Below are 26,296 nucleotides of genomic sequence, written 5' to 3' on the forward strand. Positions count from 1 at the left end.
ACCCGGTTTCCGGCCTCAGTTGTACACCGGGCCGCGCCGGGCGGCGTCGAGCGCGGCACTCAACGCATTGGCGAAACTCGCCTTTTCGTCGGCGCCGAGGAAGCTGGCGATGCTGACGCGGCGGCCGGACGAGACCAGATATAGCCGCTCGATGCCGAATTCGGCATGCACGATCTTTTCCAGCCGGACCCAGAGCGGGTTCAGCACCCATTCGGCGACGTCGCCGCGATGCGACGTGCGGCGGATGCGTAACTCATTGGGCGTGATGGAGATTTCCTCACTGGCGCGGCCGCGCGCGAAGACCACCCGGAAAGCGATGGTGACAGCCAGCAGGTCGAGGCCGAAGAAGCCGAACACCGGCCAGGCGCCCATCATCCAGAACCCGATCCCGGCCGCGAAGCTGATCGTGCCGAGGCACCCCATCAGCACCAGAAAAGCCTTGTGACTCAAGGCGCGATGCGGCTTGAGCAATGCCGAAAACAGTTTCGGTTGCGGCCGATCCGGATCAAGATCGCTGTCTGTGATCATTGCGGAATATTATACCTCCTCCATGCCGAAATCCACGCGCCGACTCTCCGTTCCCGTCGCCCCGAAATCCGCCAAGACGGCCGCGGCCGCCCCAGTTGCGAAGCCGAAGCAGCCGAAAAAGCTTGTGGCAAACTCGGGGCAGCCGCCGAAGCGCAGCAAAGCCCCGCGCCGCTGGACCGCCGCCGAGGTTCGCGAAGCCTTCACCCGTTTCGCCAAGGCCAACCCGGAGCCGAAGGGCGAGCTCGAGCACGTCAACCCGTTCACGCTCCTCGTCGCGGTGGTGCTGTCGGCGCAGGCGACCGACGCCGGCGTCAACAAGGCGACGAGGTCGCTGTTCGCGATCGCCGATACGCCGGCCAAAATGCTGGCGCTCGGCGAGGAGCGGGTGCGGGAGGCGATCAAGACCATCGGCCTTTTTCGCACCAAGGCGAAGAACGTGATTGCGCTGTCGCAAAAGCTGATCACCGACTTTGGTGGCGTGGTGCCGCGCACGCGCGAAGAATTGGAAACGCTGCCGGGCGCCGGCCGCAAGACCGCTAACGTCGTGCTCAACATGGCGTTCGGTCAGCCGACCATGGCGGTCGATACGCATGTTTTTCGCGTCGGCAATCGCACCGGGCTGGCGCCGGGCGATACGCCGCTGGCGGTCGAGCTCGCACTCGAGAAGGTGATCCCGGCGGAGTTCATGCAGCACGCCCACCACTGGCTGATCCTGCACGGACGCTACACGTGCCTGGCCCGCAAGCCGCGCTGCGAGGTGTGCCTGATCAACGACCTGTGCCGCTGGCCGGAGAAGACCGTGTAGTTAGTTCGCCGCCCTCTCGTCATTGCGAGGAGCGCAGCGACGAAGCAATCCAGCGCCGTGCACTGAGCTGGATTGCTTCGCTTCGCTCGCAATGACGGGGATGGGCTTTGCCGAAGTAACTACTTCATCATCGCCTTGACGTCGTCGCGGAGCGACTGACGCGCCGGGTCGTCGGCGTAGAACATGTGGCCGCCGGGATAGACGATCAGGTTGACGCGGTTCTGCGCCAGCGTCGGCGGCAGCTGATCGAGTACGATCTGGTTGCCGAAATACGGCGCGGCGAGATCGTACAGGCCGCCGGTGACCAGCACGCGCAGCTTCGGATCGACCGCGAGGATTTCGCGCAGCTGCGTCACCGACTCCACGGGATGCCGTCCGCGGCCGAAATCCCACTGGCCGGAGACCGCGCCGTTGAGCAGCTGATACGAGCCGCTCGGCCGCCAGTTCAGTTTGTTGCGGGTAAGGTCGACCGCGGCGCTGGTCAGCGGCGCGATCAGCGCGTCGGCGGAGGGATCGCCGAACTGGCCCTCGCTGGAATCCGGGAAAGGATCGAGGCCCTGCACCGAGCCGTCGAACCGGCCGGTGACCTTGCCGCTGGCGCGGGCGAATTCGCGCTGGAATTCGGAGGTGTCGAGCCGTCCTGCTAATCGGCGGCTGACGACCGGATCGATGCCGGTCAGTGCGGCGACGCGATCGGACAGGCGCTTGGTCGCGTCCTGATCGGCCTCGCCCTTGACGAGATCCGCCAGATACTCGCCGCGCGCGTAGCTCTCGACATCGGCCATCGCGGCGCGGGTCATCGTCCCTTTCTCGGGCCCCTTCTGCTGTCGCGCCACCGCCGCCATGCTGGGCAGCCGCGTGACGTATTGCAGCAGGCTCGAGCCGGAGAGTTCGCGGAAGTCGAGCACCGGCGATACCAGGATCAGGCCCTTGATGCCGACGCCCTGCTTGGTCTGCAGGTCGCGCACCACGCGCGGGCCGCGGATGCCGCCATAGCTTTCGCCGGCCACGTACTTCGGCGACAGCAGCCGGTCGTGCTGCTCCAGCCAGCGGCGGATCACCAGCGACAGCGCCGCGACGTCGCCATCGACCGAATAGAACCGTTTGCGCACATCCTCGCCCTCGGCGACGAAGCGGCTGTAGCCGGTGCTGACCGGATCGATGAACACCAGATCGGTGAAGTCGAGCCAGGTCTCGGCGTTCGGCAGCAGCGCCGGTGTCGCCGAAGCCGATGCCGCGTCGCCCGCCAGCGGCAGCCGCCATGGCCCGGCGGCGCCGAGCTGCAGCCACGCCGAGGAGGCGCCCGGCCCGCCGTTGAACAGAAACGTCACCGGCCGCGTCCGCGCGTCCGCAGCGTCGAGCTGATAGGCCGTATACGCGATGTCGGCCTGCGGCTCGCTCTTGTCGTTGAACAGCCGGATGGTGCCGGCGGTGGCGGTGAAGGCGAGGCTGCGCCCCGGCAGCGCCAGCGTGTGCTTGGTGATCGAGTCCGGCGGCAGCCGATTGGAGTCCGTCTCGGCGGCCGCGGCCTTGCCGGCCGATGCGCTGCCGGATTTGTTGTGCGCGGCTGCCGGCGCGGCGTCCTGCGCATGCAACGGCGCCATCGACGGTGTGGCGACCAGCATCGCCAGCAATGCGGCACGACAGAACCCGAGCGACCTGACCATGATGTCTCCTTGAGCAGGCCCCGTTGGCTTGGACGCAACGAGGCAAATATTGCCAAAGATAGATGCCGCCGAACTACGTCGGTTTAGCGACGAGAACGTGCGCCATCTCACAGGCCGTCATGCGCGGGCTCGACACGCGCATCTATCGCGCGCGTCAGCGCGCTGCGAGAGCCTTGGCGAAGAGGATGGATTGCCGGGTCAAGCCCGGCAATGACGGGGGAAGCACGGTCGCGCCCCATACACCGCCCGTCACCCTCCGCGAAAGCGGAGGGCCCAGTATCCCAGAGCGTTCGTTGATAGCCACGGTGTGTCGCCATGGATGCCTGGGAATACTGGGTCGCCCGGTCAAGCCGGGCGACGACCGTCGGAGTTGGGGAGAGTGCTTCGATCAGCCGGGGCGACGATGTGGGGTGATCGGAGCGGCGATTACTCCGCCGCCACCGCCATCGGACGCAGCAGCCCGGCTTCGCGCGCCAGTTCGGTCATCAGGCCGGCGACGTCGTGCGGGCGTTCTTCGTGGGCGAGGTGGCCGAGGCCCTGCATCACTTCGACGCGGGCGCCGGGGACCATCGCCTGGACGCGGGTCGCGTCCTTGCTGGCGATGGTCTTGTCGTTGCTGCCGGCGATCAGCAGCAGGCGCGGCGCGAGCTGCGGCAGCTGCGCCGCGAGTTCGTGGAGCCGCCAGCTCGCCATCATCCGGATCGCCGCGGCGACATGGCCGGGGCTGCCGACCAGGCGGCGATAATAGTCGACGCCGGCGTCATCGAGCGTCGAGCCGGTGTCGGCGATCATGCGCTCCACCATGCCGGGGTTGCGGGCGAAGCGCGCCACCAGCCGCGGCACCAGCGCGCTGGTTGCCAGCATCCGCGCCAGCGGCAGCATGTAGCGGCTGGCGGCGCCGCCGATCGGCAGCAGCGCGGCGTTGAGGCCGACCAGCGCGGCCGGCGCGATGCTGCCGTCGAGGCACATCCGCGCCGCCACTGCGGCGCCGGCCGAATGGCCCGCTACCATCACCGGGCGATGGCCGAGCCCGCGCAGCAGCGCCGTCAGATCCTGCGCCATCGCGGCCATCGACATTCGCGAAGCCTGCGGCGTGGCGGTGAAGCCGTGGCCCGGCAGGTCCGGCGCCACCACGGTGAAATGCTCGGCCAGCAGCGGCGCCAGCGTGCGCCACGAATGCGTCGCCGCGCCGGTGCCGTGGATCAGCAGCACCACCGGGCCGCGTCCCATCTGCTGCACGTGCCAGCGCAGGCCGGCGGCGTGCACGAAGCTACTGGTCTGGCGATGCGGCCAGTCACGGCCGTGGTCGATCCAGTTCGGCTTGGCGAGCGACGCCGCGAAGGACTGCGGATGGTTGTCGTTGAGGGCGCGCGGCATGCCAGTGTTCTCGTTGTTGCACCCATGGCACCATCGCCGGGGCAGGCTGTCAAATGCGTAGCACTCGCAGGGTTCCGAGCGTGCGACAGGATATCTGCTGCTGGTAATTAGTTAGGGTTCGTGGCGCGCGTCGTCGGGGGGCGATTCGCCCGATGGGGACGAGCGGCCTGCGGTCTCATGCTCCCGGTTGACACCAGGCGTCAGCTCGTCCGGACACTCGCCACACACCGCACCACATCGATGACGCGCGCGGCTGACGAAAACTGTCCGCGCGTCGTGACAGGCGTGAAATCGTCCGTGAAACGTGCGATTTCCCGTTTGAAGCCGGCAGATGCGGTCCAATATCAATCGCAACGAGCGCTTTCGGTGAACACGCTTATCATCGGCCATGGTGGTAACCGGCGCGATTTGCCGCGCGCTCGGCTCGAACGGAGAGCCAAGCGATGAAGATGTCTCATTTTGCCAGCTTCGTGCTGATGATCGTCGGCGGCGCCGCGCAGGAAGTCGCCCATGCGGTGAAGCGCCGCCTCGGCGGCGAGACGCGCGAGAAGTAAGCGCGGTCGCTGCGTTTCCACTAGCCGTCATGCGCGGGCTTGACCCGCGCATCCATCGCGCGCGAAAGCGCGCTGCTGAAAAGCGTGTTGCGAAGGGGATGGATTGCCGGGTCAAGCCCGGCAATGACGGAAGAGTGTGAGGACGCGCTCGCAGCTCATATCTGCGCCTACCGCCGCTCAGCTCATCGTCACCCGCCGCCGGTCCGGCGCGATGATTTCCGGGCGGGAGCCGGACAGGCGCTTGTGCAGATGCACCATGAAGGCCATGCCGAACAGCGGCGTCGCCAGATTGACGATCGGGATCGACACGAAGGCGGCGATGATCAGGCCGCCGATGAACACCGTGGTGGCGTTGTCGCGCCGCATCGCCTTGGCTTCGGTGGCCGGCCGAAAGCGCATCGCCGCCAGTTCGAAATACTCACGGCCGAGCAGCCAGGCGGTGGCGACGAAGAACACGATCACGCCGACGCCGCCGACCAGCAGAAACGGCAGCGCGATCAGATACACCAGAATGGTCAGCAGCGCGGTCTTGATGGTCTCGATCGTCGCGATGCCGACCGGCAGCGCCACGCCGGGCTGCTCGTTCGGATAGTATTCGCGCTCGACATGCTCGGCGGCCTCGTCGACGAAGATGCCGGCCACCAGCGAGGTCACCGCCGGCATCAGGAACACCGCGCCGACCACGATGCCGAGCCCGGCCGCGATCGAGATCACCCAGGACAGGATATGCAGCGGCGTCTGAAAGCCGCCCAGCGCGGTCTCGGCCCACAGCTCGCTGGCGGACGCGCCCCAGCTCAGCAGCCGCTGCAGCCCGATCGCCGCCACCGCGATCAGCGCCAGCGCGAAGCCGATCGAACGCCACAGAATCGAGCGCATCGGCGGCGACAGAATCTGAGTCAGCGCCTTGATGGCGGCGTCGAGCATGGGCGGCCTTCCTCGTCCGAAACAGAGCCTCGAACAGGTAGAGCCGGCGGCGGGGTTCGGCAAGGGCGGATGGGGTCGTGGGCGCGATGGCAGGTCGCGTTCCGCTGGAGCTCACAGCGGCCGCCACACACTCCGCCTCATCCTGAGGAGCCGCGCGCAGCGCGGCGTCTCGAAGGATGGGCCGCGCACGCTCTCGGTGCGCGCGTTGCCCTGCAGCTCATCCTTCGAGACGCCCGGCGTCGCCGGGCTCCTCAGGATGAGGGCTGGTTGGTTTGGCCGGGTCCCGCTCCATGGAGCGCAGACGCAGGAGCCAGGAAACAAGACCGGGAGCTTGACCTTTACGCCCGCAGCCGCCGCTTTGCCGGGTAGTTCATCACCCGCGGCACCTGTCCGGCACGCAACGCCTGCTGCATGCTCTGCCAATACTCGGCCTGCAGCAGTTCCGGATGCGCGTCGCGGAAGACGCGGCGCAGGGCGGGATCGTCGATGCGCAGGCCTTCGAGCATGTCGGAAGGGCGGAACAGCACGCCGTCCTCGAACGTGCCGCGCGGCGCGTCGGCGGTGCGCACCTTGACGTCGGTGAGCGGCTCGACCGCGTCGTAGTCGAACAGATACACCTTGCGGATGCGGCTGACGCCGTAATTGCGGCCGTCGAGGTCCTTGTTGAAGATGTCGGCGGCGGCGTTGTTCTTGATGCAGTCGCCGAGATTGATCACCGCGGCGCGGGCGTCGACCTGCTTGGCGGTCGACAGATACAGCGGCAGCGGCGTCAGCTTGATCTGCACGATCAGATGCCGGAACACCAGCGCGCCGCGCTCCATCGTCACCGTGCCGATGCCGGCCTCGAGCAGCTCGTCGAGCAGATCGGGCGCGAACATCGTGCGGTCGAGCTTGACGTTGGAATAGATGATGTTGTCGAGCATCGAGCCGGCGCGGTCGATCTCGTGCACCAGATTGTATTTGCGCAGCACCGCGTCGAGGCCGTCGAAGTAATCGAATTTGTAGTCGTCGGTCGGATGGTCGCGGATGATCTTCAGCACATAGGCCGAGGACGGCATGGTGAAGGCGATCGCCACGGTGCCCTTGAAGCCCGGCGCCGTGGCGAGCCGTTCCTTGCTGCGCTGATGCTCGGCCAGGATCTCGGTCATCACCGCGACCTTGCCGAGGTGATGGAAGCCGATGCAGGAATATTGCGTGCCGAGCGGCCGCTTCGGCATCAGCTCGTAGAGCAGGCGCGCGAGCTCGTGATAATGCGGGTTGGTGGCGTGATAATTGGCGAGCGTCGACGAGAACGCGAATTGCAGCTCGTCCGAGTCGGTCAGCACGGCGTCGACCACCAGGCCGTCGTCCTCGTTGAGCAGCGCGATCAGCAGCGGAATGCTGCGGATCGGCATATCGCCACGATCACGCAGCTTGACGCGGCCGATCAGGCAGGCGCCGCGATTGCGGAAGAAGCCGGACTGCGCGATTTCGATCCGCGCCGGTTCGCCGTCGCGCGGGCCGAGCGGCTCCAGCGCCGCCTCGATCGCGGTGGCGGCGAGCGCGGCGTCGCCGTCGAGATCCTTCCACGGCGCGTTGAGGCCGGCACTCGCGAGAATGTCGCGGATCACCGCCGGGCGGATCGGCAGCGTCGTCACGGTGGCGTCGAGGATCGGCGCGGATGAGGCCGGCGGCCGCGCCGCCGGGCCGGAATCGTAGGACACCGGGCGCCATTCGTCGTCCACCAGCTTGCGGCGCAGCGAGTGCCAGAACGCGAACGCGAAATCGGCCTCGTAGCGGCCGGCGATCGCGGCCAGCAGCTCGGCCTCGGCGCGCTGCCAGAGCTGCTCGTGCTTGACCAGCTCCGGCAGGCCGGCCTTCAGCGGCGGTACCAGCTGATCGATGCAGGTGGTGTAGAGCCCGATCCGCGCCTTCGACAGCCGCACCGTCAGCGGCCAGTCGCGCGCCTCGAACGCCGCCTTGGCGAGCGCCGGAATCCGCCGCGACACCGCGTAGTACTGATCGAACGCCGCCAGCACCACCCGCGCCAGAATGCGCGCCTGATCGTCCGGATCGTCGCTGCGCACCAGCGCGTCGAGCAGGTCCGGATCCGGCTCGGCGATGCGGATGGCGGAGTCGAGGTCGGGCGCGAGTGGCAGGGTGGTCATAGGCGTTGTCCGGGCCCGCGCGATCGAGCGTGTGGCGGGCGTCGTGGATGATCTGCCCAGCATGCGGCGAACCGCTCCGGCGCAATGTGATCTGCCGCAAACATCGGCCTTGCCATGCGCGTCAATTCGGCGCGGCTGGGGCGGCGCGCGGCTGTGGCTGTGCGGATTTGGTCAGTCGCGCTACCGCGGCGCAGCAGAACCGTCACCGCGTTTTGCTACCATGCCACCTCCCGCGCCGATCGCGGGCGCGCGGCGTCGTGCGATAATGCGCCGATTAGCAGCTTGATAGTTTCAGATCATTTTCAGGGAGGCCGAGATGGCCAAGGTCGTTGCGACGAAGGGCAGTCTCACGCTGGTTGCGTATCGCGGCGATGCCAAGACGCTGCTGGCCTTCAACCTCGCCAGCAAGGCGGACGCCAAGAACCTCGCCGGCTTCACCATCCAGGCCCAGCCGCAGGGGCGCGATGCGTACTACATCTACAACGAGCTGCAGTTCAAGACGCCGGCCGACCACGCGCAGGATCCGAAGGAGCCGGCGCGCTCCAGCATCAACGCGCCGATCCACAAATTCCGCTGGTTGCATGTGCCGGGCGTCAATCACCAGGGGCTGACGCCGTTTCTCGGCCCCTACACCTACACGGTGACGCCGCGCTATTTCGACAACGGCGCGCTGCTGCCGCTCGATCCGTCGCTCAGCGCCGCGGTGAAGGTCGAGGTCAATCACTTCGCCAAGGCCGGGCTCGAACTCGGCTTCACCCGCGGCTACACCCAGTCGCAGGCCTTCGTGAATCACTTCGGCCTCAAGGCCAAGATCCAGCCGTCCGACCACGAATTGCTGTTCGACACGTCGGAAGTCTCCGGCACCAATGCGCGCGGCGAGACCTTCACCTACGCGGACGAATATCAATGGCTCGGCTTCACCGCGCGCGAGAAGATGTTCGCGATTCTCGACGAGGTGCTGGCCGACAAGGCGCTGACGCTGGACGTGTTCGCCTACGACCTCAACGAGCCCGACCTGATCCAGCGTCTCTTGAAGCTCGCCAGGCAGGGCCGCATCCGCATCATCCTGGACAACGCGGACCTGCATCACGACAAAGACAAGCCCAAGCCGGAGGACGAATTCACCGAGCTGTTCGAGAAGGCCGCGGGCCGACGCGAGCTGATCAAGCGCGGCCATTTCGGCCGCTACGCACACGACAAGGTGTTCATCGTCTCCCGCGTCGGCGCCCGCAAGACCAGCCCCGTCAAGGTGATGACCGGCTCGACCAATTTTTCGGTGACCGGCCTCTACGTCAATTCCAACCACATCGTGATCTATAATGACGCACAGGTCGCCGGCCTCTATGCGGGCGTGTTCGCCGAGGCGTGGGACACCGACGTCAAGAAAGCGGCGTTCATCAAGTCCGACTGGTCGCAGCAGACCTTCTCGACGACGTCGAAGACGACGCCCGCCACCAACTTCACCTTCGCGCCGCACGACGAAGACGGCGCCGCCCGCGCGCTCGATCCGATCGTCGATCGCATCGCCAAGGAAGCCAAGGTGCGCAAGGGCAAGGGCAGCGTGCTGTTCGCCGTGATGGAGATGGCCAATGGCAACAGCCCGGTCTACGAGGCGCTGAAGACGCTGCACAAGAACACCAACATTTTCAGCTTCGGCATCTCGGACAATCCGGACGGCATCTATCTGTATCCGCTCGGCAAGACCAGTGGCGTGCTGGTGACCGGCAAGCCGGCCAATACTCAGCTGCCGCCGCCGTTCAACCAGGTGCCGAACATCGGCGGCGTCAAACACCAGATTCACCACAAATTCGTGGTCTGCGGCTTCAACGGCGACGATCCCGTGGTGTTCTGCGGCTCGTCCAACCTCGCCACCGGCGGCGAGATGAAAAACGGCGACAATTTGCTGGCGATCCGCGACGGCGACGTCGCCACCGTGTTCGCCATCGAAGCGCTGGCGCTGGTCGACCACTTCAACTTCCTCGACAGCGTCGCCCGCAACGACAAGAGCAAGCCGAAGTCAAAGACCAGGAAGACGCCGCCCAAAGCCTCCAAAGCCCAAGCCGCCGTCGACGCCGGCTGGTTCCTCGGCACCACGGACGCATGGGTCGCGAAGTACTTCGACCCGAAGGATCTGCATGCGGTGGATCGGATGTTGTTTGGGTGAGGGAGTCCCGTAGCCCGGATGAGCGAAGCGACATCCGGGGAGCGCAGCGCATCGTCAAAGACCCGGATGCCGCTACGCTCATCCGGGCTACGAGTGCCTCCACGCCTCCCAATAGGTGACCTGCTCGATCCAATCATCAAGCGCATCATCCTCGGGATGAAGCGCCATCATTGCCGCTTCGCGACGGAGATCGGCCAGAACGTCGGGGTTACGCAAGTCAGGGACACTGCGCACTAACAGTCGCAAGCCCTGCGCCCGCAGCCGCTCTTTGAGGGTCGCCGCAGGGTCGGCCGCCGTTTGGGAGCCGAGCTCATCGGGATCAATTGGCATCACGGCAACGTAACCGATTGGACGTCGTTCTCAACTGCCGGTTGTCATTTCCAGTCGATTGCGTGTTATTGTGAGGCTACCGAAGCGGAGGCGGGCGTGCCGACGATCGCGTACTTTCTCGGAATTGCCATCGCGATGTATTATCGCGATCATAACCCACCTCATGTCCACGTGATTTATCAAGGTTATGAGGCGTTGGTGGTGATCGAGGACGCCAGTCTGTTGCGGGGCAAACTGCCACCGACCGCGATGCTGATCGTGCGACGATGGGTAACGTTGCGGCGGGCGGCACTGCTGGCGAATTGGGAGCGGGCGCGACGGCACGAAATGCTCGAGCGAATTGCGGGTCCGGACGATGATGCTGATTAAGGTGCGACGCGCGACAGCGCTTGATGGTCACCGGCTGAAACTCGAGTTCTCCGATGACACCGTCGGAGAGCACGATCTCGGCTATATTCTCAGCGAGCACGGCCCGATGCTGGAGCCGCTCAAGGACCCCACCTACTTCAAACGCGTTTTTGTCGAGAACGGCGTGCCGACCTGGCCGAACGGCTATGACTGGGACCCGATTGCCCTGCACGATGAAATGAAAGCCGCCGGCGAGTTGCGACCGGTCGGGGATGCGGCGGAGTAGCAGGCGGATCGCTACTCCGCAGCGTTGCCCGCCTTACCGGGCAAGCGCGCATTTTGCCAATCGCCCGGCGCAAGCGTTTTGGTTGCGGTCAGGATCTCGATCCCAAGCACGCGCCCCTCACTATCCACATCGTAGATGAACGGGCCAGCTTCCTCGGTACCTTCGATCTTGCCCTTTGCCACGGAAATATAAACCGCGTCGGCTTCTGGATCGTAAGTGATATCGGTCATGGCTTTCGCCTCGCGTTCCGATCGAACAATACGCTTACAGTTGGGGTACTCGAATTTGTCCCGGCACAGGAAAATCTCAAGATGCACCCGCCAGATGCGTGGCGCAACGAATACCCCAGGATTTTGCTACGCTTCTCACTGAATGGTGTAGCTCGACGTACTAATGTAAGGGTGTGTAGGACGAGCGGCACGCATTACGATCGGCGCGCGTGCGGGAGATCATGCTCATTTCAATTGTTAGAGAGTTGGAAGCAAGGAAGTCCGGACAATGGTCGAACAAAATGAACAGGAGAAGTATCTTGCTGAATTCCCAAAAGGGAGGGTGCGAGAAGAGGCTTTGAAGCAAGCGCTGGATATTCGAAAGTTCGAGATTGAGCTGTATTGGAAAAGAGCAACCTACTTCTGGGCATTTATTGCTGCGTCTTTCGCAGGCTATTTTGTGCTGCAGAAAGATGCTGCAGACTTGGCCAATACTTACATCGTTAGTTGTTTGGGATTTCTATTTTCGTTGGCTTGGTATCTTGTAAATCGGGGTAGTGGAACTTGGCAGCGGAATTGGGAGGGCCATGTTGATTTGTTGGAAGATGAGATCATGGGACCGCTGTACAAGACTCTAATAAATCGGCGGACATACAAGTGGTGCAACTTGGCGGAGCCTTATCCCTACTCGCCCTCCAGAATAAACAATATTCTGGCGCTGGGGGTGACGATCGCGTGGCTGATCTTGATAATGCGCACTTTAGTCAAACAAGACCTTCTGAATCCGCCGTACTCGGGAACATTCATTGCAATGTCCCTGCTCACAGCGGTCGGCACAGTCGCGCTATGTTGGAAAGGTAACTCTCGGAGAAGAGACGATCAAATCTCGATATCGCGACGGTACCGGGAGTTTAAGTAATTGCCTCACCCATCCACCTTCAACGCCGCAATGAACGCCTCCTGCGGAATGTCCACCTTGCCGAACTGCCGCATCTTTTTCTTGCCCTCCTTCTGCTTTTCCAGAAGTTTGCGCTTTCGGGTGATGTCGCCGCCGTAGCATTTGGCGGTGACGTCTTTGCGCAGGGCGCGGACGGTTTCGCGGGCGATGACCTTGCCGCCGATCGCCGCCTGGATCGGGATCTGGAACATGTGCGGCGGGATCAGTTCTTTCATCTTCTCGACCATGGCGCGGCCGCGGCCTTCGGCGCGGGTCCGGTGCACCAGCATCGAGAGGGCATCCACCGGCTCGGCGTTGACCAGGATCTGCATCTTGACGAGATCCGCCGGCTTGTAGTCGGTGAGGTGATAGTCGAACGAGGCGTAGCCCTTGGACACGCTCTTCAGCCGGTCGTAGAAGTCGAACACCACTTCGTTGAGCGGCAGTTCGTACTTCACCATGGCGCGGGCGCCGACGTAAGTCAGCTCCTTCTGATTGCCGCGGCGGTCCTGGCACAGCTTCAGCACGCTGCCCAGATACTCGTCCGGCGTCAGGATGGTGGCTTCGATCCACGGCTCCTGGATCTCGGCGATCTTGACCACGTCCGGCATGTCGACCGGATTGTGGATCTCCATCTCGGTGCCGTCGGTGAGCTTCATGTGATAGATCACGCTCGGCGCGGTCGCGATCAGGTTGAGATCGAACTCTCTGGACAGCCGCTCCTGGATGATCTCCAGATGCAACAGGCCGAGGAAGCCGCAGCGGAAGCCGAAGCCGAGCGCTGCGCTGGTCTCCATCTCGAACGAGAAGCTGGCGTCGTTGAGACGTAGTTTGCCCATCGCGGCACGCAGCGTTTCGAAATCGTCGGCGTCGACCGGGAACAGGCCGCAGAACACCACTGGGATCGCCGGCTTGAAGCCCGGCAGCATCTCGGTGATCGGCTTCTTGTCGTCCGTGATGGTGTCGCCGACGCGGGTGTCGGCGACTTCCTTGATGGCGGCGGTGATGAAGCCGACTTCGCCCGGGCCGAGCTCGTCGACATTGACCATCTTGGGGGTGAAGAAGCCGACGCGCTCGACATCGTAGGCGGCGCCGGTGCCCATCATGCGGATGCGCTGGCCCTTCTTCAGCACGCCGTCGACGACGCGCACCAGCACGACGACGCCGAGATAGACGTCGTACCAGCTATCGACCAGCAGCGCCTTGAGCGTCGCATCGCGGTCGCCCTTCGGCGGCGGCAGGCGGGTGACGATCGCCTCCAGCACGTCGGGCACGCCGACGCCGGTCTTGGCGGAGATCATCACCGCGTCGGAGGCGTCGAGGCCAATGACGTCCTCGATCTGCTGCTTGACCTTGTCGGGCTCGGCGGCCGGCAGGTCGACCTTGTTGAGCACCGGGACGATTTCGTGATTGGCGTCGAGCGCGTGATAGACGTTGGCGAGGGTCTGCGCCTCGACGCCCTGCGAGGCGTCGACCACCAGCAGCGAGCCCTCGCAGGCCGCCAGCGACCGCGACACCTCGTAAGCGAAGTCGACGTGGCCGGGCGTGTCCATCAGGTTGAAGATGTAGTCCTTGCCGTCCTTGGCGCGGTAATGCAGCCGCACGGTCTGCGCCTTGATGGTGATGCCGCGCTCGCGCTCGATGTCCATCGAATCGAGCACCTGCTCCTTGCCGGCCATTTCACGGTCGGACATGCCGCCGGTGATCTGGATCAGGCGGTCGGCGAGCGTCGACTTTCCATGGTCGATATGGGCGACGATGGAGAAGTTGCGGATGTTGTCGATCGGGACGGTGGTCATGGCCGCGAGATAGCACCCGGACTCCGGCCCGGCAAGGCGAACGGACGGCGCAACCGCCCGAAAAACCGCCGCTTTTGGCGTGCTTGACGGGGCCGGCGGAAGCGGATCATGTCCGCCGCCGATGCCTCCAGCCCAGGGTCCGGATGACCTCGCTCGCCACCTCCCGCACCCGCCTGCCCTTGATCGATCGCTGGATCGCCGCGCTGCTCGATCCGCAGCGGCAGGAGCGCACCGTGGTGCTGTCGCTGGCGGTCTATGCGGCGATCTGGACGGCCTACCGGACGATCGCCACCTGGCCGCGCGACGTCCACGCCGACGTCTCGGAGTTGTATGCCTGGTCGCGGCATCTGGCGTTCGGCTATGACAAGCATCCGCCGTTCTCGGCGCTGGTCACCCGCGCCTGGTTCAGCGTGGTGCCGGTGTCGGACGTCACGTTCCATCTGCTGGCGACGGTGAATATCGCGCTGACGCTCTACATCGCCTGGCGGACGATGCGGCGCTATCTCGCGCCCGAGAAGGCGCTGTTCGGGCTGGCGCTGCTGACCTTCATCCCGTTCTTCAATTTCATCGCGCTGAAATACAACGCCAATGCGGTGCTGCTGCCGCTCTGGGCGTTGACGATCTATTGCTTTCTACGGGCGTTCGAGGCGCGGGGCTGGCTGTGGCCGGCGCTGGCGGGGCTGTTCGCCGGCGCCGCGATGCTGGGCAAATACTGGTCGATCGTGCTGGTCGGCGCGCTCGGGCTCGGCGCGCTGCTGGATGCGCGACGGGGGCGGTTCTTTGCCTCGCCGGCGCCGTGGCTGATGATCGTGGTCGGCGGCCTGGTGCTGGCGCCGCATCTGGCGTGGCTGGTCGAGCACCGGTTTCCGTCGTTCGCCTATGCGGCCGCGCATGAATCCGACGGCTTGCTGCATAACGCGCGCGACACGCTGAGCTATCTGGCCGGCTGTGTCGGCTACGCGGCGCTGGCGCTGATCGTCTGGGCGGTGCTGCTGCGGCCGTCGCGGGCGGCGCTGGCCGAGAGCGCCTGGCCGGCCGATCCGCAGCGCCGGCTGATCTTCACGGTGCAGCTGTTGATGCTGGTGGCGCCGGCGCCGGTGGCGCTGCTGACCGGCGTGCGCATCGTGCCGCTGTGGGCGATGCCGGCCTATACGTTGCTGCCGATCGTGCTGCTGTCGTCACCCCTGATCGAGGTCAGCCGCGCGGCGCTTCGCAAGGTGCTGATCGGCGCCGCCGCGTTGGCGCTGGCGATCCTGGCGGCGGCGCCGGGCGTCGCGGTGGTGATCCACACCACCAACGCTCCAGAACCGTACGAATACGCCTCGCTGCTCGCCGACGATATCGCCAAGGAGTGGCAGCGCCATAGCAGCCAGCGGATCGGCCTGGTGGCGGGCGAAACCGTGCTGGCCGAGACCACGGCCTACTACCTGCGCACCGATACGCGGGCGTTCGAGACCTCGGACATCGCGGCGCTGAAAGCGGAGATCACGGCGCGCGGCGGCGCGCTGGTGTGTTCCGCGGCGGATCAGCCGTGCCTGGCAAAGGCCGAGCAGATCGTGGCGGGGCAGAAGCAGATCCTGCGCAGCAAGGTCTGGCTCAGCCGCCCGCTGTTCGGCCTCGCCGGCGGCACCGTGCAGGACGTGTTCTTCCTGGTGCTGCCGGAAGGCCCGGCGAAGTAAGCGACGACCTCACCGGCGAGCCTCAAACACGACCTCATGGTGAGGAGGCGCGAAGCGCCGTCTCGAACCACGGGCTGCTCATCCCGCGTGGCCCCATCCTTCGAGACACCCGGCTTCGCCGGGTTCCTCAGGATGAGGACTCAGTGCAATGTGTACAGGGAATCATGCCTCGATCCACCGATGAGGGGCTCTGAGGCTTACTCTTCTTCGCCGAATTTGCCGGCCATCAGTTCGGCCAGCGCGTCGACGGCTTCCTTCGCCTGCGGGCCGGTCGCCGCGACGATGACGCTGGTGCCGATGCCGGCCGCCAGCATCATCAGGCCCATGATCGAGGTTCCGCCGACGGTCTCGCCGTTGCGGGTCACCGTGATGTCGGCGTCGAACTTCTCGGCCATCTGCACGAATTTGGCCGAGGCCCGGGCGTGCAGGCCGCGCTTGTTGGTGACGGGGATTTCGCGGGAGATTTTTCCGGCGGGCGTGCCCGCCTGTGCGTCCGGCGCGGTCTGGGGCACGTCTGCGGTCATTTGCCGGCCAACACCCGGCTGGCGATGGTGACGTATTTGCGGCCGGCCTCCTGGGCCAGCGCGATCGCATCGGGCAGGGTGCGTTCCTCGCGGACCTTGGCGAGCTTCACCAGCATGGGAAGATTGATCCCCGCCAGCACCTCGACCTTCGGCCGGCTCATGCAGGAGATCGCCAGGTTCGAGGGCGTGCCGCCGAACATGTCGGTCAGAATTGCCACACCGTCGCCGCTGTCGACGCGATTCACCGCCTCGATGATGTCGCTGCGACACAAGTCGGCGTCATCCTCGGCGCCGATCGTGACGGCTTCGATTTGTTTCTGCGGCCCCATCACGTGTTCCAGCGCTGCCTTGAACTCGTCGGCAAGGCGCCCGTGGGTCACAAGTACCAGACCAATCATCGGAAACTCCTCGCGGGCGCTTCTTGGGTGCACCGCGCGAACGGGTCACTTTGACCATCCAGAGCCCCTACGCAAGGGGGTCTTCGCGATTCTCCCTGCCAGAAAGGGACAAACCGGGAACCAGGGCGGGTCTAATCAGTGACGATAGTGTGGCTCATATGGTTACCAAAATCCTTCCAACAATCGTCCTACTGTGTCGCAGGCGCCAGCGCGTCGGTCGTCGTCAGCGCCGCCACGACCAGGGGTAGCGGATCGTAGCCCGCACCCACCGGAACCCGCGGCAATTGGACGCCCTGCAGTCCGACCGCCAGCGCGGCCGCGGCCGGCAGGCGGTCCGCATCGTCCGCCGCGAGGTCGACGACCAGGCCGACCACCGCTTCGGCCGCGACCGGACAGCGCCGGATGCCGAGGCCGCGGATTTCGATCAGCCCGGCGAGCTCCGGCACCGGACGCACCCACAGCTCGCCGCCCTGCCGCTGCAGCAAGACACGGTCGTCGCCGATCAGTTCCGCCGGCGGGATCTGGCCGCAGCCCCCTGCGACGATCAGCGCAAAGGCGAGGCGGGATTTGCCGGAGCCGCTGGGCCCGCGGATCAGCACCGCGCGGCCGCCGACCCTGACGGCAGTGGCGTGGACGCTCGGCGCCGCGCTCATGTTGCCGCGCTCATGTCGACGGCAGCCGGACCACGAAGCGCGCACCCGCGACGGTCGGCTCGCCGTCCGGCCCGCGCGGGCCGGGGCGGTTTTCGGCGCGGATCTTGCCGCCATGGGCCTCGACGATCTGCTTGGAGATCGATAGGCCGAGGCCGGAATTCTGGCCAAACCCCTGATGCGGCCGGTCGGTGTAAAAGCGCTCGAAGATCTTGTCGAAGGCGTCGTCGCGGATGCCCGGGCCTTCGTCGTCGACCACGATCTCGATCTCGGTCTTGCGGCGGCGGCAGACGATCTGCACCTTGCCGCCCTCGCAGGAGAACGATTGCGCGTTCGACAGCAGGTTGGAGATCACCTGGCCGAGCCGGGAATCATGACCCGGCACCGAGAAGGTGTCGGTCGGCGGGCCCTCGAACCGGACCTCGACGGCCGCATGGGTGCCGAGCCGGGTCTCGTTGGCGACCAGCGTCAGCGTCGTCAGCAGCCGGCGCAGATCGACCGGGGCGGCGTCCTGGCGCTGCAGTTCGGCGTCGAGCCGGCTGGCGTCGGAAATGTCGGAGATCAGCCGGTCGAGCCGTTTGACGTCGTGCTCGATCACCGCCAGCAGCCGGGCGCGGCTCTTTTCGTTCTTGGCCAGCGGCAGCGTCTCGACCGCGGAGCGCAGCGAGGTCAGCGGGTTCTTCAGCTCGTGCGAGACGTCGGCGGCGAACGCCTCGATCGCCTCGATGCGGTTGTAGAGCGAATCGGTCATGTCGCGCAGCGCGCCGGACAGATGGCCGATCTCGTCGCGCCGCGTGGTGAAGTCGGGGATCTCGACGCGGGCGCGGATGCGGCGGCGGACCCGCTCGGCGGCGTCGGCGAGTCGCCGCACCGGGCCGGCGATGGTCGAGGCCAGCAGCACCGACAGCACGAACATCACCACGGCGGCGAGGCCGAAGACTTTGAGGATGGCGAGCCGCTCGGCGGTGACCATCTGGTCGATGTCGTCGCCCTGGGTGGACAGCATCAGCGCGCCGTGGATGGCGCGGAAGCGCTGCACCGGCACCGCGACCGAGACGATCACCTCGCCGCGGTCGTTGATGCGGACCATCGAGTTCTTCTGGCCTTTCAGCGAGTCGGCGACTTCCTGATAGCCGTTGCCGTTCTCCGGCCCGAGCTCGCGATACAGCGGCAGGTCGCCGCGATTGAGCCAGGTGCGGATCGCGATCATCGCCCGCTCGACGATGCCGGGCTTCTCGGTCGCGGGCGGCGGCAGCTCGAACCGCATCACGTCGCCGCGGCCATACAGGCTGCGGCTGTCGAGGATCAGCACGCCATCGCGGTCGTAGATGCGGGCGCGCGTCTTGGTCGGCGAGATCAGCCGCCGCAGCACCGGCGCAACGCGCTCCGGATTGATCGGAAAATCCAGCACCGCGTATTCGTCCGGCGGCCCGTAGGTCTCGCCGGGCTTGAGGTCGAGCAGGCGGTCCGGATCGATCGTGATGGTGTTGGTTTCGACCGTCGCCGAGGCGGCGATCGCGCCGGCGATGATTTCGGCCTGCACCAGCAGGCTCTGGGCGCGGGCGTCGATCAGGCCGGCGCGGAATTGCGAGAGGTAGAGGATGCTGGTGGAGAGCGCGAGCAGGCCGGCGAGATTGAGCGACAGGATACGCCGCGTCAGGCTGGAGAAGCTCAGCGTGAAGAAGAACTGCCCGGCGCGGCGCAGCCAGGCGAGCGGCCGCGGCCATTGCGGCGCCGTCGCCTCGACATCGTCGGGCGCGGCAGCCTCGTCCCCGGCGCGGGGGTCTTGATCAGGCGCGGTGCGATCCAGCAATGGCCAAGCCTGCCCGGATGTTGGCGATCAGCGATTGTCGTTGCCGCATGATCCTGTCCGAAAAGCGGTCTCCACGTTTCGGCATCATGCGCCAGCATATCGCAGCGGCACGGCGGCGTCAGGCTCGATGCCCCGATCGCCGCCGCGGCGCGATCAGGTTTCCTTGAAGCGGTAGCCGACGCCGTACAGCGTCTCGATCATTTCGAAGTCGTCGTCGACCATCTTGAACTTCTTGCGCAGCCGCTTGATGTGGCTGTCGATGGTGCGGTCGTCGACATAGACCTGATCGTCATAGGCGGCGTCCATCAGCGCATTGCGGCTCTTCACCACGCCGGGCCGGGTCGCGAGCGCCTGCAGGATCAGGAATTCGGTGACTGTCAGCGTCACCGGCTCGTTCTTCCAGGTGCAGGTATGGCGCTCCGGGTCCATGCGCAGCAGGCCGCGGTCGAGCGCCTTGGCGTCGTTCTCCTTTGGCACCGCGGCGGGGTCCTTCGGCGCCGAGCGCCGCAGCACCGCCTTGACGCGCTCGACCAAGAGGCGCTGCGAGAACGGTTTGCGGATGAAATCGTCGGCGCCCATCTTGAGGCCGAACAGCTCGTCGATCTCCTCGTCCTTGGAGGTGAGGAAGATCACTGGCAGGTCGGACTTCTGCCGCAGCCGCCGGAGCGTCTCCATGCCGTCCATCCGCGGCATCTTGATATCCAGGATGGCCAGATCAGGCGGTGAGGTGCGGAAGCCATCGAGGGCCGACGCGCCATCCGTATAGGTCATGATCCGGTAGCCCTCGGCTTCCAGAGCGATCGAAACGGATGTGAGAATGTTGCGGTCGTCGTCGACCAAAGCGATTGTCGGCATGAAGCTCTTTCCGAAAGGCGTGGCTAGACCGCGAAGCGATTCGGCGATCTCGGGTTGGCGGTTGCCCAAAAAGCACAGTCAACGAGCAATGCAAGCTGGGCTGAAATGTGGCCGGTTCCCAAAACCCGCGAGCGGGAGGCGTGCGGGCATTGATATAGGCCGGTTTTCTGGGCATCAACACCCCTCCGGTCACGATTGGCGGAATAAACCCGATGCAGCCGACTGACGATTTTGATCCCGCCCGGGTCGCCAAATCGCTGCTGCGGCGCCGGCGCGAGGGCGCGCTGGCGACGCTGATGCGGGACGGCGGCGCCCCGTATTGCTCACTGGTGAACCTGGCGAGCGCGCCGGACGGCTCGCCGGTGCTGCTGATTTCCCGTCTGGCGGTCCACACCCGCAACCTGCTGGCCGATCCCCGGGTGTCGCTGATGCTGGACGAGCGCGCCGCGGGCGACCCGCTGCAGGGCGCCCGCATCATGCTGATGGGCGAAGCCGTCGCGGCCGATCCGGCGGAGCTGCCGACGCTGCGCAGGCGGTATCTGGCGGCCCATCCGGGCGCCGAGGCCTATATCGACTTCAAGGATTTTTCCTTGTTCCGGATTATTACCAGCGGCGCGCATCTGGTCGCCGGCTTCGGCCGCATCGTCGATCTGGCGGCGTCGGACTACCTCACCGATCTCGGCGGCGCCGACGATCTGCTCGATGCCGAAGCATCGGCGGTCGAGCACCTGAATGCAGATCATTTGATCGCGCTGAATTTGTATGCGACCCGGCTGCTCGGCGCCGCCGCGGCAGATTGGCGCTGCACAGGGCTCGATCCCGAAGGGCTCGATCTGCAGGCAGATGCTCAGATGTTGCGACTCGATTTCCCGCAACGGGTCACCTCGGCCGCGCAGCTTCGCGACATGCTCAAACGCATGGCAGACATGGCGCGCGCCGCGCCGTGACTTGAGCCACCTCAATGTCCTCCGGCGGTAAACGAAATACTGCCGCCCGGCTTGGCAACGCCATCGTTCGCCACTATTGAGTCGCGCCACTGGACACAGCCGGTATATATTGGCGTCACCGCGGGCTGAAGCGCATTGGCGGCAATCGCGCGACCGGGACAACGCGGACTTCGAGGAGGATCTATTCGTGCAAGAGACGGGCGTGCATAACGGTGCTCATGGCGCCGATAAATTCGGGCTTAAAAATCTCAAAGGCGTGTACTGGAATTTCGGCGCGCCGCAGCTCTACGAGCATGCGCTGAGGAACGGCGAGGCCGTGCTGTCCGCCGATGGCGCGCTGTGCGCCGACACCGGCGTGTTCACCGGCCGCAGCCCGAAGGACAAGTTCACCGTCCGCGACGCCACCACCGAAAACACCATGTGGTGGGGTGGTAATCAGTCGATCACCGCCGATCAGTTCGAGACGTTGTATCAGGATTTCCTGAAGCACGCCGAGGGCATGCAGCTGTTCGCGCAGGATCTCTACGGCGGCGCCGATCCGTCGTTCCAGATCAAGACCCGCGTCTTCACCGAACTCGCCTGGCACTCGCTGTTCATCCGCACGCTGCTGCGCCGTCCCGAGCGCGCTGACCTCGCCTCCTTCGTTCCCGAACTCACCATCATCGACCTGCCGAGCTTCCGCGCCGACCCGGCGCGCCACGGCTGCCGCTCCGAAAACGTCGTCGCGATCGACTTCGCCCGCAAGATCGTGCTGATCGGTGGTACGCAGTACGCTGGCGAGATGAAGAAGAGCGTGTTCACCACGCTGAACTACTACCTGCCCGAGAAGGGCGTGATGCCGATGCACTGCTCGGCGAATGTCGGCCCGAACGGCGACACCGCGATCTTCTTCGGCCTGTCCGGCACCGGCAAGACCACGCTGTCGGCCGATCCGAACCGCACGCTGATCGGCGACGACGAGCACGGCTGGGGCAAGGACGGCGTCTTCAACTTCGAAGGCGGCTGCTACGCCAAGTGCATCAAGCTGTCGCCGGAAGCCGAGCCGGAGATCTTCGCGGCCTCCAACATGTTCGGCGCCGTGCTCGAGAACGTCGTGCTCGACGAAGTCACCCGCAAGCCGGACTTCGACGACGGCTCCAAGACCGAGAACACCCGCTCGGCCTATCCGCTCGAGTCGATCCCGAACGCCTCGCGCACCGGCCGCGCCGGCCAGCCGAAGAACGTGGTGATGCTCGCCGCCGACGCGTTCGGCGTGATGCCGCCGATCGCCAAGCTGACCCCGGCGCAGGCGATGTATCACTTCCTGTCGGGCTACACCGCCAAGGTGGCCGGCACCGAGCGCGGCGTCACCGAGCCGACTCCGGAATTCTCGACCTGCTTCGGCTCGCCGTTCCTGCCGCGCGATCCGTCGGTGTACGGCAACATGCTGCGCGAGCTGATCGCCAAGCACAATGTCGACTGCTGGCTGGTCAACACCGGCTGGACCGGCGGCATCTACGGCACCGGCCACCGCATGCCGATCAAGGTCACCCGCGCGCTGCTCACTGCGGCGCTGGACGGCTCGCTGCGCAATGTCGAATTCCGCACCGATCCGTATTTCGGCTTCGCGGTCCCGACCGCGCTGCCGGGCGTGCCGAGCGAGATCCTCGACCCGGTGAAGACCTGGGCCGACAAGGCGGCGTTCGACACCACCGCCCGCAAGCTGGTCGGCATGTTCCAGAAGAACTTCGCCAAGTTCGAAGCGCAGGTCGACGCCGAAGTCCGCGCCGCCGCGCCGGACGTCAAGCTGGCGGCCGAGTAAGCGCTGCAGCCGAGTGATGGATACCGGAAGGGCGGTCCCGCGGGGCCGCCCTTTTCGGTTGGACTCATCTCACAAGGTCGTCATGCCCGGGCTTGACCCGGGCATCCATCGTCCGCGCAAGCGGGCCAAAGGGGGCTGCGCTTTTCCGAAGTGATGGATTGCCGGGTCAAGCCCGGCAATGACGGCCAACAACCAAACCTTAACGCCATCTTAACTGCCGCGGGTGTCGAGTACGCCCAGCTGTAGCTCGGGAGACTGGAGGCAGGCGATGGCTGATATCATGAGCGTGCTCGCGTCCGGCTACACTTCCGCGGCGCTGCAGACGCCGTCGAACACCAAATACGTCAATGTCGATCCCACGCTCTATCAGGGCACCTGGACCGGCACCTATTCGAACACCAAGAAGTTCTCGATCACCGTCAACGACGTGCAGGGCTTTCGCGCGCAGGTGAAGTACCAGAGCGAAGGCACGGTGAAGTATCAGAGCGTGCTGATCAAGGACGGCTCGTTCCGCGTCGGCGACACCAAGTTCACGCTCGGCAAGGGCGACAACGCCTCGATCCGCAACGTCGTCACCGACCCGGCCACCGGCCAGACCCAGCTCGTCACCGGCAACGCCAAGCGCAGCTGAGGGGCGGCCTATCTTCGAGCCGCTTAATACATCGCGGCGTTGTGGCGTCTTCCAAACGCACTGAATCCTCATCCTGAGCCCGGCGAAGCCGCGCGTCTCGAAGGATGAGACCACGGGTGCTGGTGGCCCATGGTTCGAGACGCATCGCTGCGCGATGCTCCTCACCATGAGGTTGCGCTGGTTTTGAGCGCTTGAAGAACGTCAGATTGATCAGCAGCTCGAACGACAAAACAAAAACCCCGCCGGTGAGGGCGGGGTTCGTGGTCTTTGATCGGCGCGAGGACGTGCCTGGATGTCAGTGCGCGGCTTCGAGCGCGGCCTGTTCTTGCCGGGCGATGGTGCCCTTGACGGCGCTCTGCACCTTCTCGAACGCCCGCACCTCGATCTGGCGGACGCGCTCGCGCGACACGCCGAACTCGGCGGCGAGGTCTTCCAGCGTCATCGGCTCGTCGGCGAGGCGGCGGGCCTCGAAGATCCGCCGTTCGCGCGGGTTGAGCACGCCGATCGCGCCGGTCAGCGCGCGGCGGCGATGATCGAGCTCCTCGTGCTCGGCCATCACGGCTTCCTGGTTGGGCGACTGATCGACCAGCCAGTCCTGCCATTCGCCGGGCTCGCCGTCGTCGCGGATCGGGGCGTTGAGCGACGCGTCGCCGCCGAGGCGGCGGTTCATGTCGATCACGTCCTGCTCGGCGACGCCGAGGCGGGTGGCGATCAGCTTGACCTGGTCGGGGTGCATATCACCCTCGTCCAGCGCCGAGATCTTGCTCTTCGCCTTGCGCAGATTGAAGAACAGCTTCTTCTGGTTCGCGGTGGTGCCCATCTTCACGAGCGACCACGAACGCAGAATGTACTCTTGAATCGACGCCTTGATCCACCACATCGCGTAGGTGGCGAGGCGGAAGCCCTTGTCGGGCTCGAACCGCTTCACCGCCTGCATCAAGCCGACATTGCCTTCCGAGACGACTTCGGAGATCGGCAGGCCGTAGCCGCGGTAGCCCATGGCGATCTTCGCCACGAGCCGAAGGTGGCTGGTCACGAGCTGATGCGCGGCGTCGCGATCATCGTGTTCGCGCCAGCGCTTGGCGAACATATATTCCTGCTCGGGCTCAAGCATCGGGAACTTGCGGATTTCCGCCAGATACCGAGCGAGGCCGGATTCACCGTTGAGAACGGGTAACGTAGCTGCACGGGCCATCAGCGCCCTCCAGTGGTTTCAGGCCCCCGATCCGCGGGCGGCCTGGCAGACGGGTCGCTCTGCTAAAGCCGACCGGCCTGCGATGTTCCGCGTTGAGCCATCCCAACGCACCTGCAATATACACGAGATTAGTCGTGCGAGTTTAGTTACGGTCTTGTCACTTGACTGTGACGTATAAACAACGCGCTGAAATGCTTACCGTTTTCTGACCCGACTGCGTCATTCCGTCGCCGAAAGTGCCGCCTTGAGACGGCTCAGGTCGGGCGGGAGGGCAGATTGCCACTCCATGACCTCGCCGGTGGAAGGGTGCTCCAGGACCAGCAGATAGGCATGCAGCGCCTGCCGCCCAAGCTCGGTCAGGACGCCGCGGGCGGCCAAGCTGAGCTGGCTGGCCTTGGTCTTGAAATGCGGCCCGTAGGTCTCGTCGCCGAGCAGCGGGTGGCCGAGATGCGCCAGGTGGACGCGGATCTGGTGGGTGCGGCCGGTCTCGAGCTGGCAGGCGATCAGCGACACCACCTCGCCGCCGCTGCGGCCCGTGAAGGTCTGCAGCACCTCCCAATGGGTGATCGCCTCGCGGCCGCCGTCGCGCACCGCCATCTTCTCGCGGGAATAAGGATGCCGGTCGATCGGCGCCTCGATGGTGCCCCGGGCACGGTTCGGCACGCCCCAGACGAAGGCGTAATAGCCGCGGCGCAGCTCCCCGGTGCGGCCGTGGTCGGCGAACTGGGCGCTGAGCGACTGATGCGCCTTGTCGTTCTTGGCCACCACCATCAGGCCCGTGGTGTCCTTGTCGAGCCGGTGCACGATGCCGGGCCGGCGGACGCCGCCGATCCCGGACAGCGAGGCGCCGCAATGCGCGATCAGGGCGTTGACCAGGGTTCCGGTCTCGTGGCCGGCCGCCGGGTGCACCACCAGGCCGCGCGGCTTGTCGATCACGATCAGATCGTCGTCCTCGTAGACGATGTGAAGCGCGATCTCCTCGCCCTGCGGCTCCGGCGCCACCGGCGGCGGCACGTCGATTGTGATCGTCTCGCCCGGGCTTGCGTGATAAGCGGGGTCGCGGACGGCGTTGCCGGCGATCGCGACCCGGCCGTCGAGAATCAGGGCTTTCAGCCGCGACCGCGACAGCGCCGGGCAGCGCGTGGCCAGCACCCGGTCGAGCCGCGGCGAGCCTTCGTCACCGGCCACGACCACTTCCAGCAGATGTTCGGACGACCAATTCACGAGCGCGCTTTCTTCAACCGACTGACAAACCAGAGCTTTGCATGACCGACACCGCCCTGCCCGACCCCTCCCCCGAACAGGCCGCGCTGTTTGCGCGGGTGCGGCGGATGATGCTGATCGCGGGCCTGACCACGACATTGGCCGTGGCGGCGGTCCTCATCGCCATCGGCTATAAGCTTTTCCGCGCCGAGGGAAGCGCCCCGGTGGCGGCCGAGACCACGCTGCGGCTGCCCAAGGGCGCCCGCGTCCTCTCCACCGCCATCGCCGGCGACCACATCGTCGTCACTCTCGACATCGCCGGCGCCACCGAAATCCGCACCTTCGACGCCAAAACCATGAAGCCGGCCGGCCGGCTGACGTTCGCGAACGAGCCATAGGGGCTTCCGCCGCCGCTGCGCCGGTCCACAGCCACCGACCTCGTCCTGAGAGCCTGGCCGCAGCGAAATCAGCTGCGTTTTCCGTCATTGCGAGCGAAGCGAAGCAATCCAGAGACGCCGAGCACGG

The 26,296-nt window shown here is 65.6% G+C and carries 25 protein-coding genes; 10 read left to right on the forward strand and 15 right to left on the reverse strand.

The genetic code is table 11. The annotated features are described in order from the left end of the window. Positions 1-15: 15 nt before the first annotated feature. Complete coding sequence (locus tag IP86_RS01925) at positions 16-528, reverse strand: DUF2244 domain-containing protein (protein WP_054160885.1); 513 nt, start codon at positions 526-528, stop codon at positions 16-18. 22 nt (positions 529-550) lie between these two features. Between IP86_RS01925 and nth the strand changes: the two genes are divergently transcribed. Beyond that, a complete protein-coding gene (gene nth, locus IP86_RS01930) occupies positions 551-1,333 on the forward strand; it encodes an endonuclease III (RefSeq protein ID WP_054160886.1) in 783 nt (260 codons plus the stop codon). 119 nt (positions 1,334-1,452) lie between these two features. On the opposite strand, the gene IP86_RS01935 is transcribed toward nth, so the two are convergent. The 4 genes from IP86_RS01935 to aceK all read right to left on the reverse strand — a co-directional run bounded on the left by IP86_RS01935 (position 1,453) and on the right by aceK (position 8,065). Continuing rightward, positions 1,453-3,000 carry a S10 family peptidase gene (locus IP86_RS01935; RefSeq protein ID WP_054160887.1) on the reverse strand — a complete coding sequence of 516 codons (1,548 nt, stop codon included), beginning with the start codon at positions 2,998-3,000 and terminating at the stop codon, positions 1,453-1,455. Between the two features lie 426 nt (positions 3,001-3,426). After that, entirely contained in the window at positions 3,427-4,377 is a 951-nt protein-coding gene (gene bchO / locus IP86_RS01940) for an alpha/beta fold hydrolase BchO (RefSeq protein ID WP_054160888.1), read from the reverse strand. 731 nt (positions 4,378-5,108) lie between these two features. Next, positions 5,109-5,855 carry a sulfate transporter family protein gene (locus tag IP86_RS01945; RefSeq protein WP_054160889.1) on the reverse strand — a complete coding sequence of 249 codons (747 nt, stop codon included), beginning with the start codon at positions 5,853-5,855 and terminating at the stop codon, positions 5,109-5,111. Between the two features lie 338 nt (positions 5,856-6,193). Continuing rightward, positions 6,194-8,065: a bifunctional isocitrate dehydrogenase kinase/phosphatase gene (aceK, locus tag IP86_RS01950; RefSeq protein WP_502693980.1), complete on the reverse strand. Its 1,872-nt coding sequence runs from the start codon at positions 8,063-8,065 to the stop codon at positions 6,194-6,196. A gap of 253 nt (positions 8,066-8,318) precedes the next feature. Here aceK and IP86_RS01955 point away from each other — a divergent pair, with 253 nt between their 5' ends. Next, positions 8,319-10,166 (forward strand): phospholipase D-like domain-containing protein, encoded by a 1,848-nt coding sequence (locus tag IP86_RS01955; RefSeq protein WP_054160891.1) that lies wholly within the window; start codon positions 8,319-8,321, stop codon positions 10,164-10,166. A gap of 87 nt (positions 10,167-10,253) precedes the next feature. Here IP86_RS01955 and IP86_RS01960 read toward each other — a convergent pair whose 3' ends face one another. Then, entirely contained in the window at positions 10,254-10,496 is a 243-nt protein-coding gene (locus tag IP86_RS01960; RefSeq protein WP_054160892.1) for an antitoxin MazE-like protein, read from the reverse strand. 96 nt (positions 10,497-10,592) lie between these two features. Here IP86_RS01960 and IP86_RS01965 point away from each other — a divergent pair, with 96 nt between their 5' ends. Beyond that, positions 10,593-10,865: a DUF4160 domain-containing protein gene (locus IP86_RS01965; RefSeq protein ID WP_054160893.1), complete on the forward strand. Its 273-nt coding sequence runs from the start codon at positions 10,593-10,595 to the stop codon at positions 10,863-10,865. Continuing rightward, positions 10,852-11,130, forward strand: a complete 279-nt coding sequence (locus IP86_RS01970) for a DUF2442 domain-containing protein (RefSeq protein ID WP_197279591.1) — start codon at positions 10,852-10,854, stop codon at positions 11,128-11,130. The genes IP86_RS01965 and IP86_RS01970 overlap by 14 nt, the downstream gene beginning before the upstream one ends. An 11-nt stretch (positions 11,131-11,141) precedes the next feature. Here IP86_RS01970 and IP86_RS01975 read toward each other — a convergent pair whose 3' ends face one another. Next, entirely contained in the window at positions 11,142-11,360 is a 219-nt protein-coding gene (locus tag IP86_RS01975; protein WP_054160894.1) for a DUF2283 domain-containing protein, read from the reverse strand. A gap of 268 nt (positions 11,361-11,628) precedes the next feature. On the opposite strand from IP86_RS01975, the gene IP86_RS01980 reads away from it, so the two are divergent. Next, complete coding sequence (locus tag IP86_RS01980) at positions 11,629-12,258, forward strand: RipA family octameric membrane protein (RefSeq protein WP_054160895.1); 630 nt, start codon at positions 11,629-11,631, stop codon at positions 12,256-12,258. A gap of 5 nt (positions 12,259-12,263) precedes the next feature. Here the strand turns inward: IP86_RS01980 and lepA are convergent, their stop codons facing one another. After that, on the reverse strand, positions 12,264-14,075 hold the full coding sequence (lepA, locus tag IP86_RS01985; RefSeq protein ID WP_054160896.1) for a translation elongation factor 4: 1,812 nt from the start codon (positions 14,073-14,075) through the stop codon (positions 12,264-12,266). Positions 14,076-14,218: 143 nt separating this feature from the next. On the opposite strand from lepA, the gene IP86_RS01990 reads away from it, so the two are divergent. Then, on the forward strand, positions 14,219-15,754 hold the full coding sequence (locus IP86_RS01990) for a glycosyltransferase family 39 protein (RefSeq protein ID WP_054160897.1): 1,536 nt from the start codon (positions 14,219-14,221) through the stop codon (positions 15,752-15,754). Positions 15,755-15,951: 197 nt separating this feature from the next. On the opposite strand, the gene IP86_RS01995 is transcribed toward IP86_RS01990, so the two are convergent. From IP86_RS01995 to IP86_RS02015, 5 genes are all read right to left on the reverse strand, one after another. Further along, positions 15,952-16,278: an HPr family phosphocarrier protein gene (locus tag IP86_RS01995; RefSeq protein ID WP_054160898.1), complete on the reverse strand. Its 327-nt coding sequence runs from the start codon at positions 16,276-16,278 to the stop codon at positions 15,952-15,954. Next, positions 16,275-16,676, reverse strand: coding sequence for a PTS sugar transporter subunit IIA (locus IP86_RS02000; RefSeq protein WP_054160899.1), 402 nt, complete (start codon positions 16,674-16,676; stop codon positions 16,275-16,277). The genes IP86_RS01995 and IP86_RS02000 overlap by 4 nt, the downstream gene beginning before the upstream one ends. A gap of 188 nt (positions 16,677-16,864) precedes the next feature. Beyond that, positions 16,865-17,329: an HPr kinase/phosphorylase gene (locus IP86_RS02005; protein ID WP_054160900.1), complete on the reverse strand. Its 465-nt coding sequence runs from the start codon at positions 17,327-17,329 to the stop codon at positions 16,865-16,867. Between the two features lie 10 nt (positions 17,330-17,339). Then, a complete protein-coding gene (locus IP86_RS02010) occupies positions 17,340-19,139 on the reverse strand; it encodes a sensor histidine kinase (RefSeq protein ID WP_082363732.1) in 1,800 nt (599 codons plus the stop codon). A 153-nt stretch (positions 19,140-19,292) separates the two neighbouring features. Beyond that, the gene (locus tag IP86_RS02015) at positions 19,293-19,994 is read right to left on the reverse strand and encodes a response regulator transcription factor (RefSeq protein ID WP_054160910.1); all 702 of its coding nucleotides are present in this window, start codon (positions 19,992-19,994) and stop codon (positions 19,293-19,295) included. 212 nt (positions 19,995-20,206) lie between these two features. Here IP86_RS02015 and IP86_RS02020 point away from each other — a divergent pair, with 212 nt between their 5' ends. From IP86_RS02020 to IP86_RS02030, 3 genes are all read left to right on the forward strand, one after another. Then, the gene (locus tag IP86_RS02020) at positions 20,207-20,941 is read left to right on the forward strand and encodes a HugZ family pyridoxamine 5'-phosphate oxidase (RefSeq protein WP_054160901.1); all 735 of its coding nucleotides are present in this window, start codon (positions 20,207-20,209) and stop codon (positions 20,939-20,941) included. Positions 20,942-21,128: 187 nt separating this feature from the next. Next, the gene (locus tag IP86_RS02025) at positions 21,129-22,742 is read left to right on the forward strand and encodes a phosphoenolpyruvate carboxykinase (RefSeq protein WP_054160911.1); all 1,614 of its coding nucleotides are present in this window, start codon (positions 21,129-21,131) and stop codon (positions 22,740-22,742) included. 268 nt (positions 22,743-23,010) lie between these two features. Beyond that, positions 23,011-23,373 (forward strand): hypothetical protein, encoded by a 363-nt coding sequence (locus IP86_RS02030; protein WP_054160902.1) that lies wholly within the window; start codon positions 23,011-23,013, stop codon positions 23,371-23,373. 295 nt (positions 23,374-23,668) lie between these two features. On the opposite strand, the gene rpoH is transcribed toward IP86_RS02030, so the two are convergent. Together rpoH and IP86_RS02040 are read right to left on the reverse strand one after the other, a co-directional pair. After that, positions 23,669-24,568, reverse strand: coding sequence for an RNA polymerase sigma factor RpoH (rpoH, locus tag IP86_RS02035; protein WP_054160903.1), 900 nt, complete (start codon positions 24,566-24,568; stop codon positions 23,669-23,671). A gap of 219 nt (positions 24,569-24,787) precedes the next feature. Further along, positions 24,788-25,762: an RluA family pseudouridine synthase gene (locus IP86_RS02040; RefSeq protein WP_054160912.1), complete on the reverse strand. Its 975-nt coding sequence runs from the start codon at positions 25,760-25,762 to the stop codon at positions 24,788-24,790. A 71-nt stretch (positions 25,763-25,833) separates the two neighbouring features. Between IP86_RS02040 and IP86_RS02045 the strand changes: the two genes are divergently transcribed. Further along, positions 25,834-26,169, forward strand: coding sequence for a hypothetical protein (locus IP86_RS02045; protein ID WP_054160904.1), 336 nt, complete (start codon positions 25,834-25,836; stop codon positions 26,167-26,169). Positions 26,170-26,296: the final 127 nt, after the last annotated feature.

Source organism: Rhodopseudomonas sp. AAP120 (genome assembly GCF_001295845.1).
Classification (GTDB): Bacteria; Pseudomonadota; Alphaproteobacteria; order Rhizobiales; family Xanthobacteraceae; genus Rhodopseudomonas.

Coding starts and splice junctions, on each gene's coding strand:
- IP86_RS01980 (WP_054160895.1), top strand. CDS start 11,629: ATGGTCGAACAAAATGAACAGGAGAAGTATCTTGCTGAATTCCCAAAA.
- IP86_RS01970 (WP_197279591.1), top strand. CDS start 10,852: ATGATGCTGATTAAGGTGCGACGCGCGACAGCGCTTGATGGTCACCGG.
- IP86_RS01990 (WP_054160897.1), top strand. CDS start 14,219: ATGACCTCGCTCGCCACCTCCCGCACCCGCCTGCCCTTGATCGATCGC.
- IP86_RS02030 (WP_054160902.1), top strand. CDS start 23,011: ATGGCTGATATCATGAGCGTGCTCGCGTCCGGCTACACTTCCGCGGCG.
- IP86_RS02020 (WP_054160901.1), top strand. CDS start 20,207: ATGCAGCCGACTGACGATTTTGATCCCGCCCGGGTCGCCAAATCGCTG.
- rpoH (WP_054160903.1), bottom strand. CDS start 24,568: ATGGCCCGTGCAGCTACGTTACCCGTTCTCAACGGTGAATCCGGCCTC.
- IP86_RS01960 (WP_054160892.1), bottom strand. CDS start 10,496: ATGCCAATTGATCCCGATGAGCTCGGCTCCCAAACGGCGGCCGACCCT.
- bchO (WP_054160888.1), bottom strand. CDS start 4,377: ATGCCGCGCGCCCTCAACGACAACCATCCGCAGTCCTTCGCGGCGTCG.
- IP86_RS02045 (WP_054160904.1), top strand. CDS start 25,834: ATGACCGACACCGCCCTGCCCGACCCCTCCCCCGAACAGGCCGCGCTG.
- aceK (WP_502693980.1), bottom strand. CDS start 8,065: ATGCTGGGCAGATCATCCACGACGCCCGCCACACGCTCGATCGCGCGG.
- IP86_RS02015 (WP_054160910.1), bottom strand. CDS start 19,994: ATGCCGACAATCGCTTTGGTCGACGACGACCGCAACATTCTCACATCC.
- IP86_RS01935 (WP_054160887.1), bottom strand. CDS start 3,000: ATGGTCAGGTCGCTCGGGTTCTGTCGTGCCGCATTGCTGGCGATGCTG.
- IP86_RS01955 (WP_054160891.1), top strand. CDS start 8,319: ATGGCCAAGGTCGTTGCGACGAAGGGCAGTCTCACGCTGGTTGCGTAT.
- IP86_RS01975 (WP_054160894.1), bottom strand. CDS start 11,360: ATGACCGATATCACTTACGATCCAGAAGCCGACGCGGTTTATATTTCC.
- IP86_RS02000 (WP_054160899.1), bottom strand. CDS start 16,676: ATGATTGGTCTGGTACTTGTGACCCACGGGCGCCTTGCCGACGAGTTC.
- IP86_RS02005 (WP_054160900.1), bottom strand. CDS start 17,329: ATGAGCGCGGCGCCGAGCGTCCACGCCACTGCCGTCAGGGTCGGCGGC.
- IP86_RS01925 (WP_054160885.1), bottom strand. CDS start 528: ATGATCACAGACAGCGATCTTGATCCGGATCGGCCGCAACCGAAACTG.
- lepA (WP_054160896.1), bottom strand. CDS start 14,075: ATGACCACCGTCCCGATCGACAACATCCGCAACTTCTCCATCGTCGCC.
- IP86_RS01995 (WP_054160898.1), bottom strand. CDS start 16,278: ATGACCGCAGACGTGCCCCAGACCGCGCCGGACGCACAGGCGGGCACG.
- IP86_RS01945 (WP_054160889.1), bottom strand. CDS start 5,855: ATGCTCGACGCCGCCATCAAGGCGCTGACTCAGATTCTGTCGCCGCCG.
- nth (WP_054160886.1), top strand. CDS start 551: ATGCCGAAATCCACGCGCCGACTCTCCGTTCCCGTCGCCCCGAAATCC.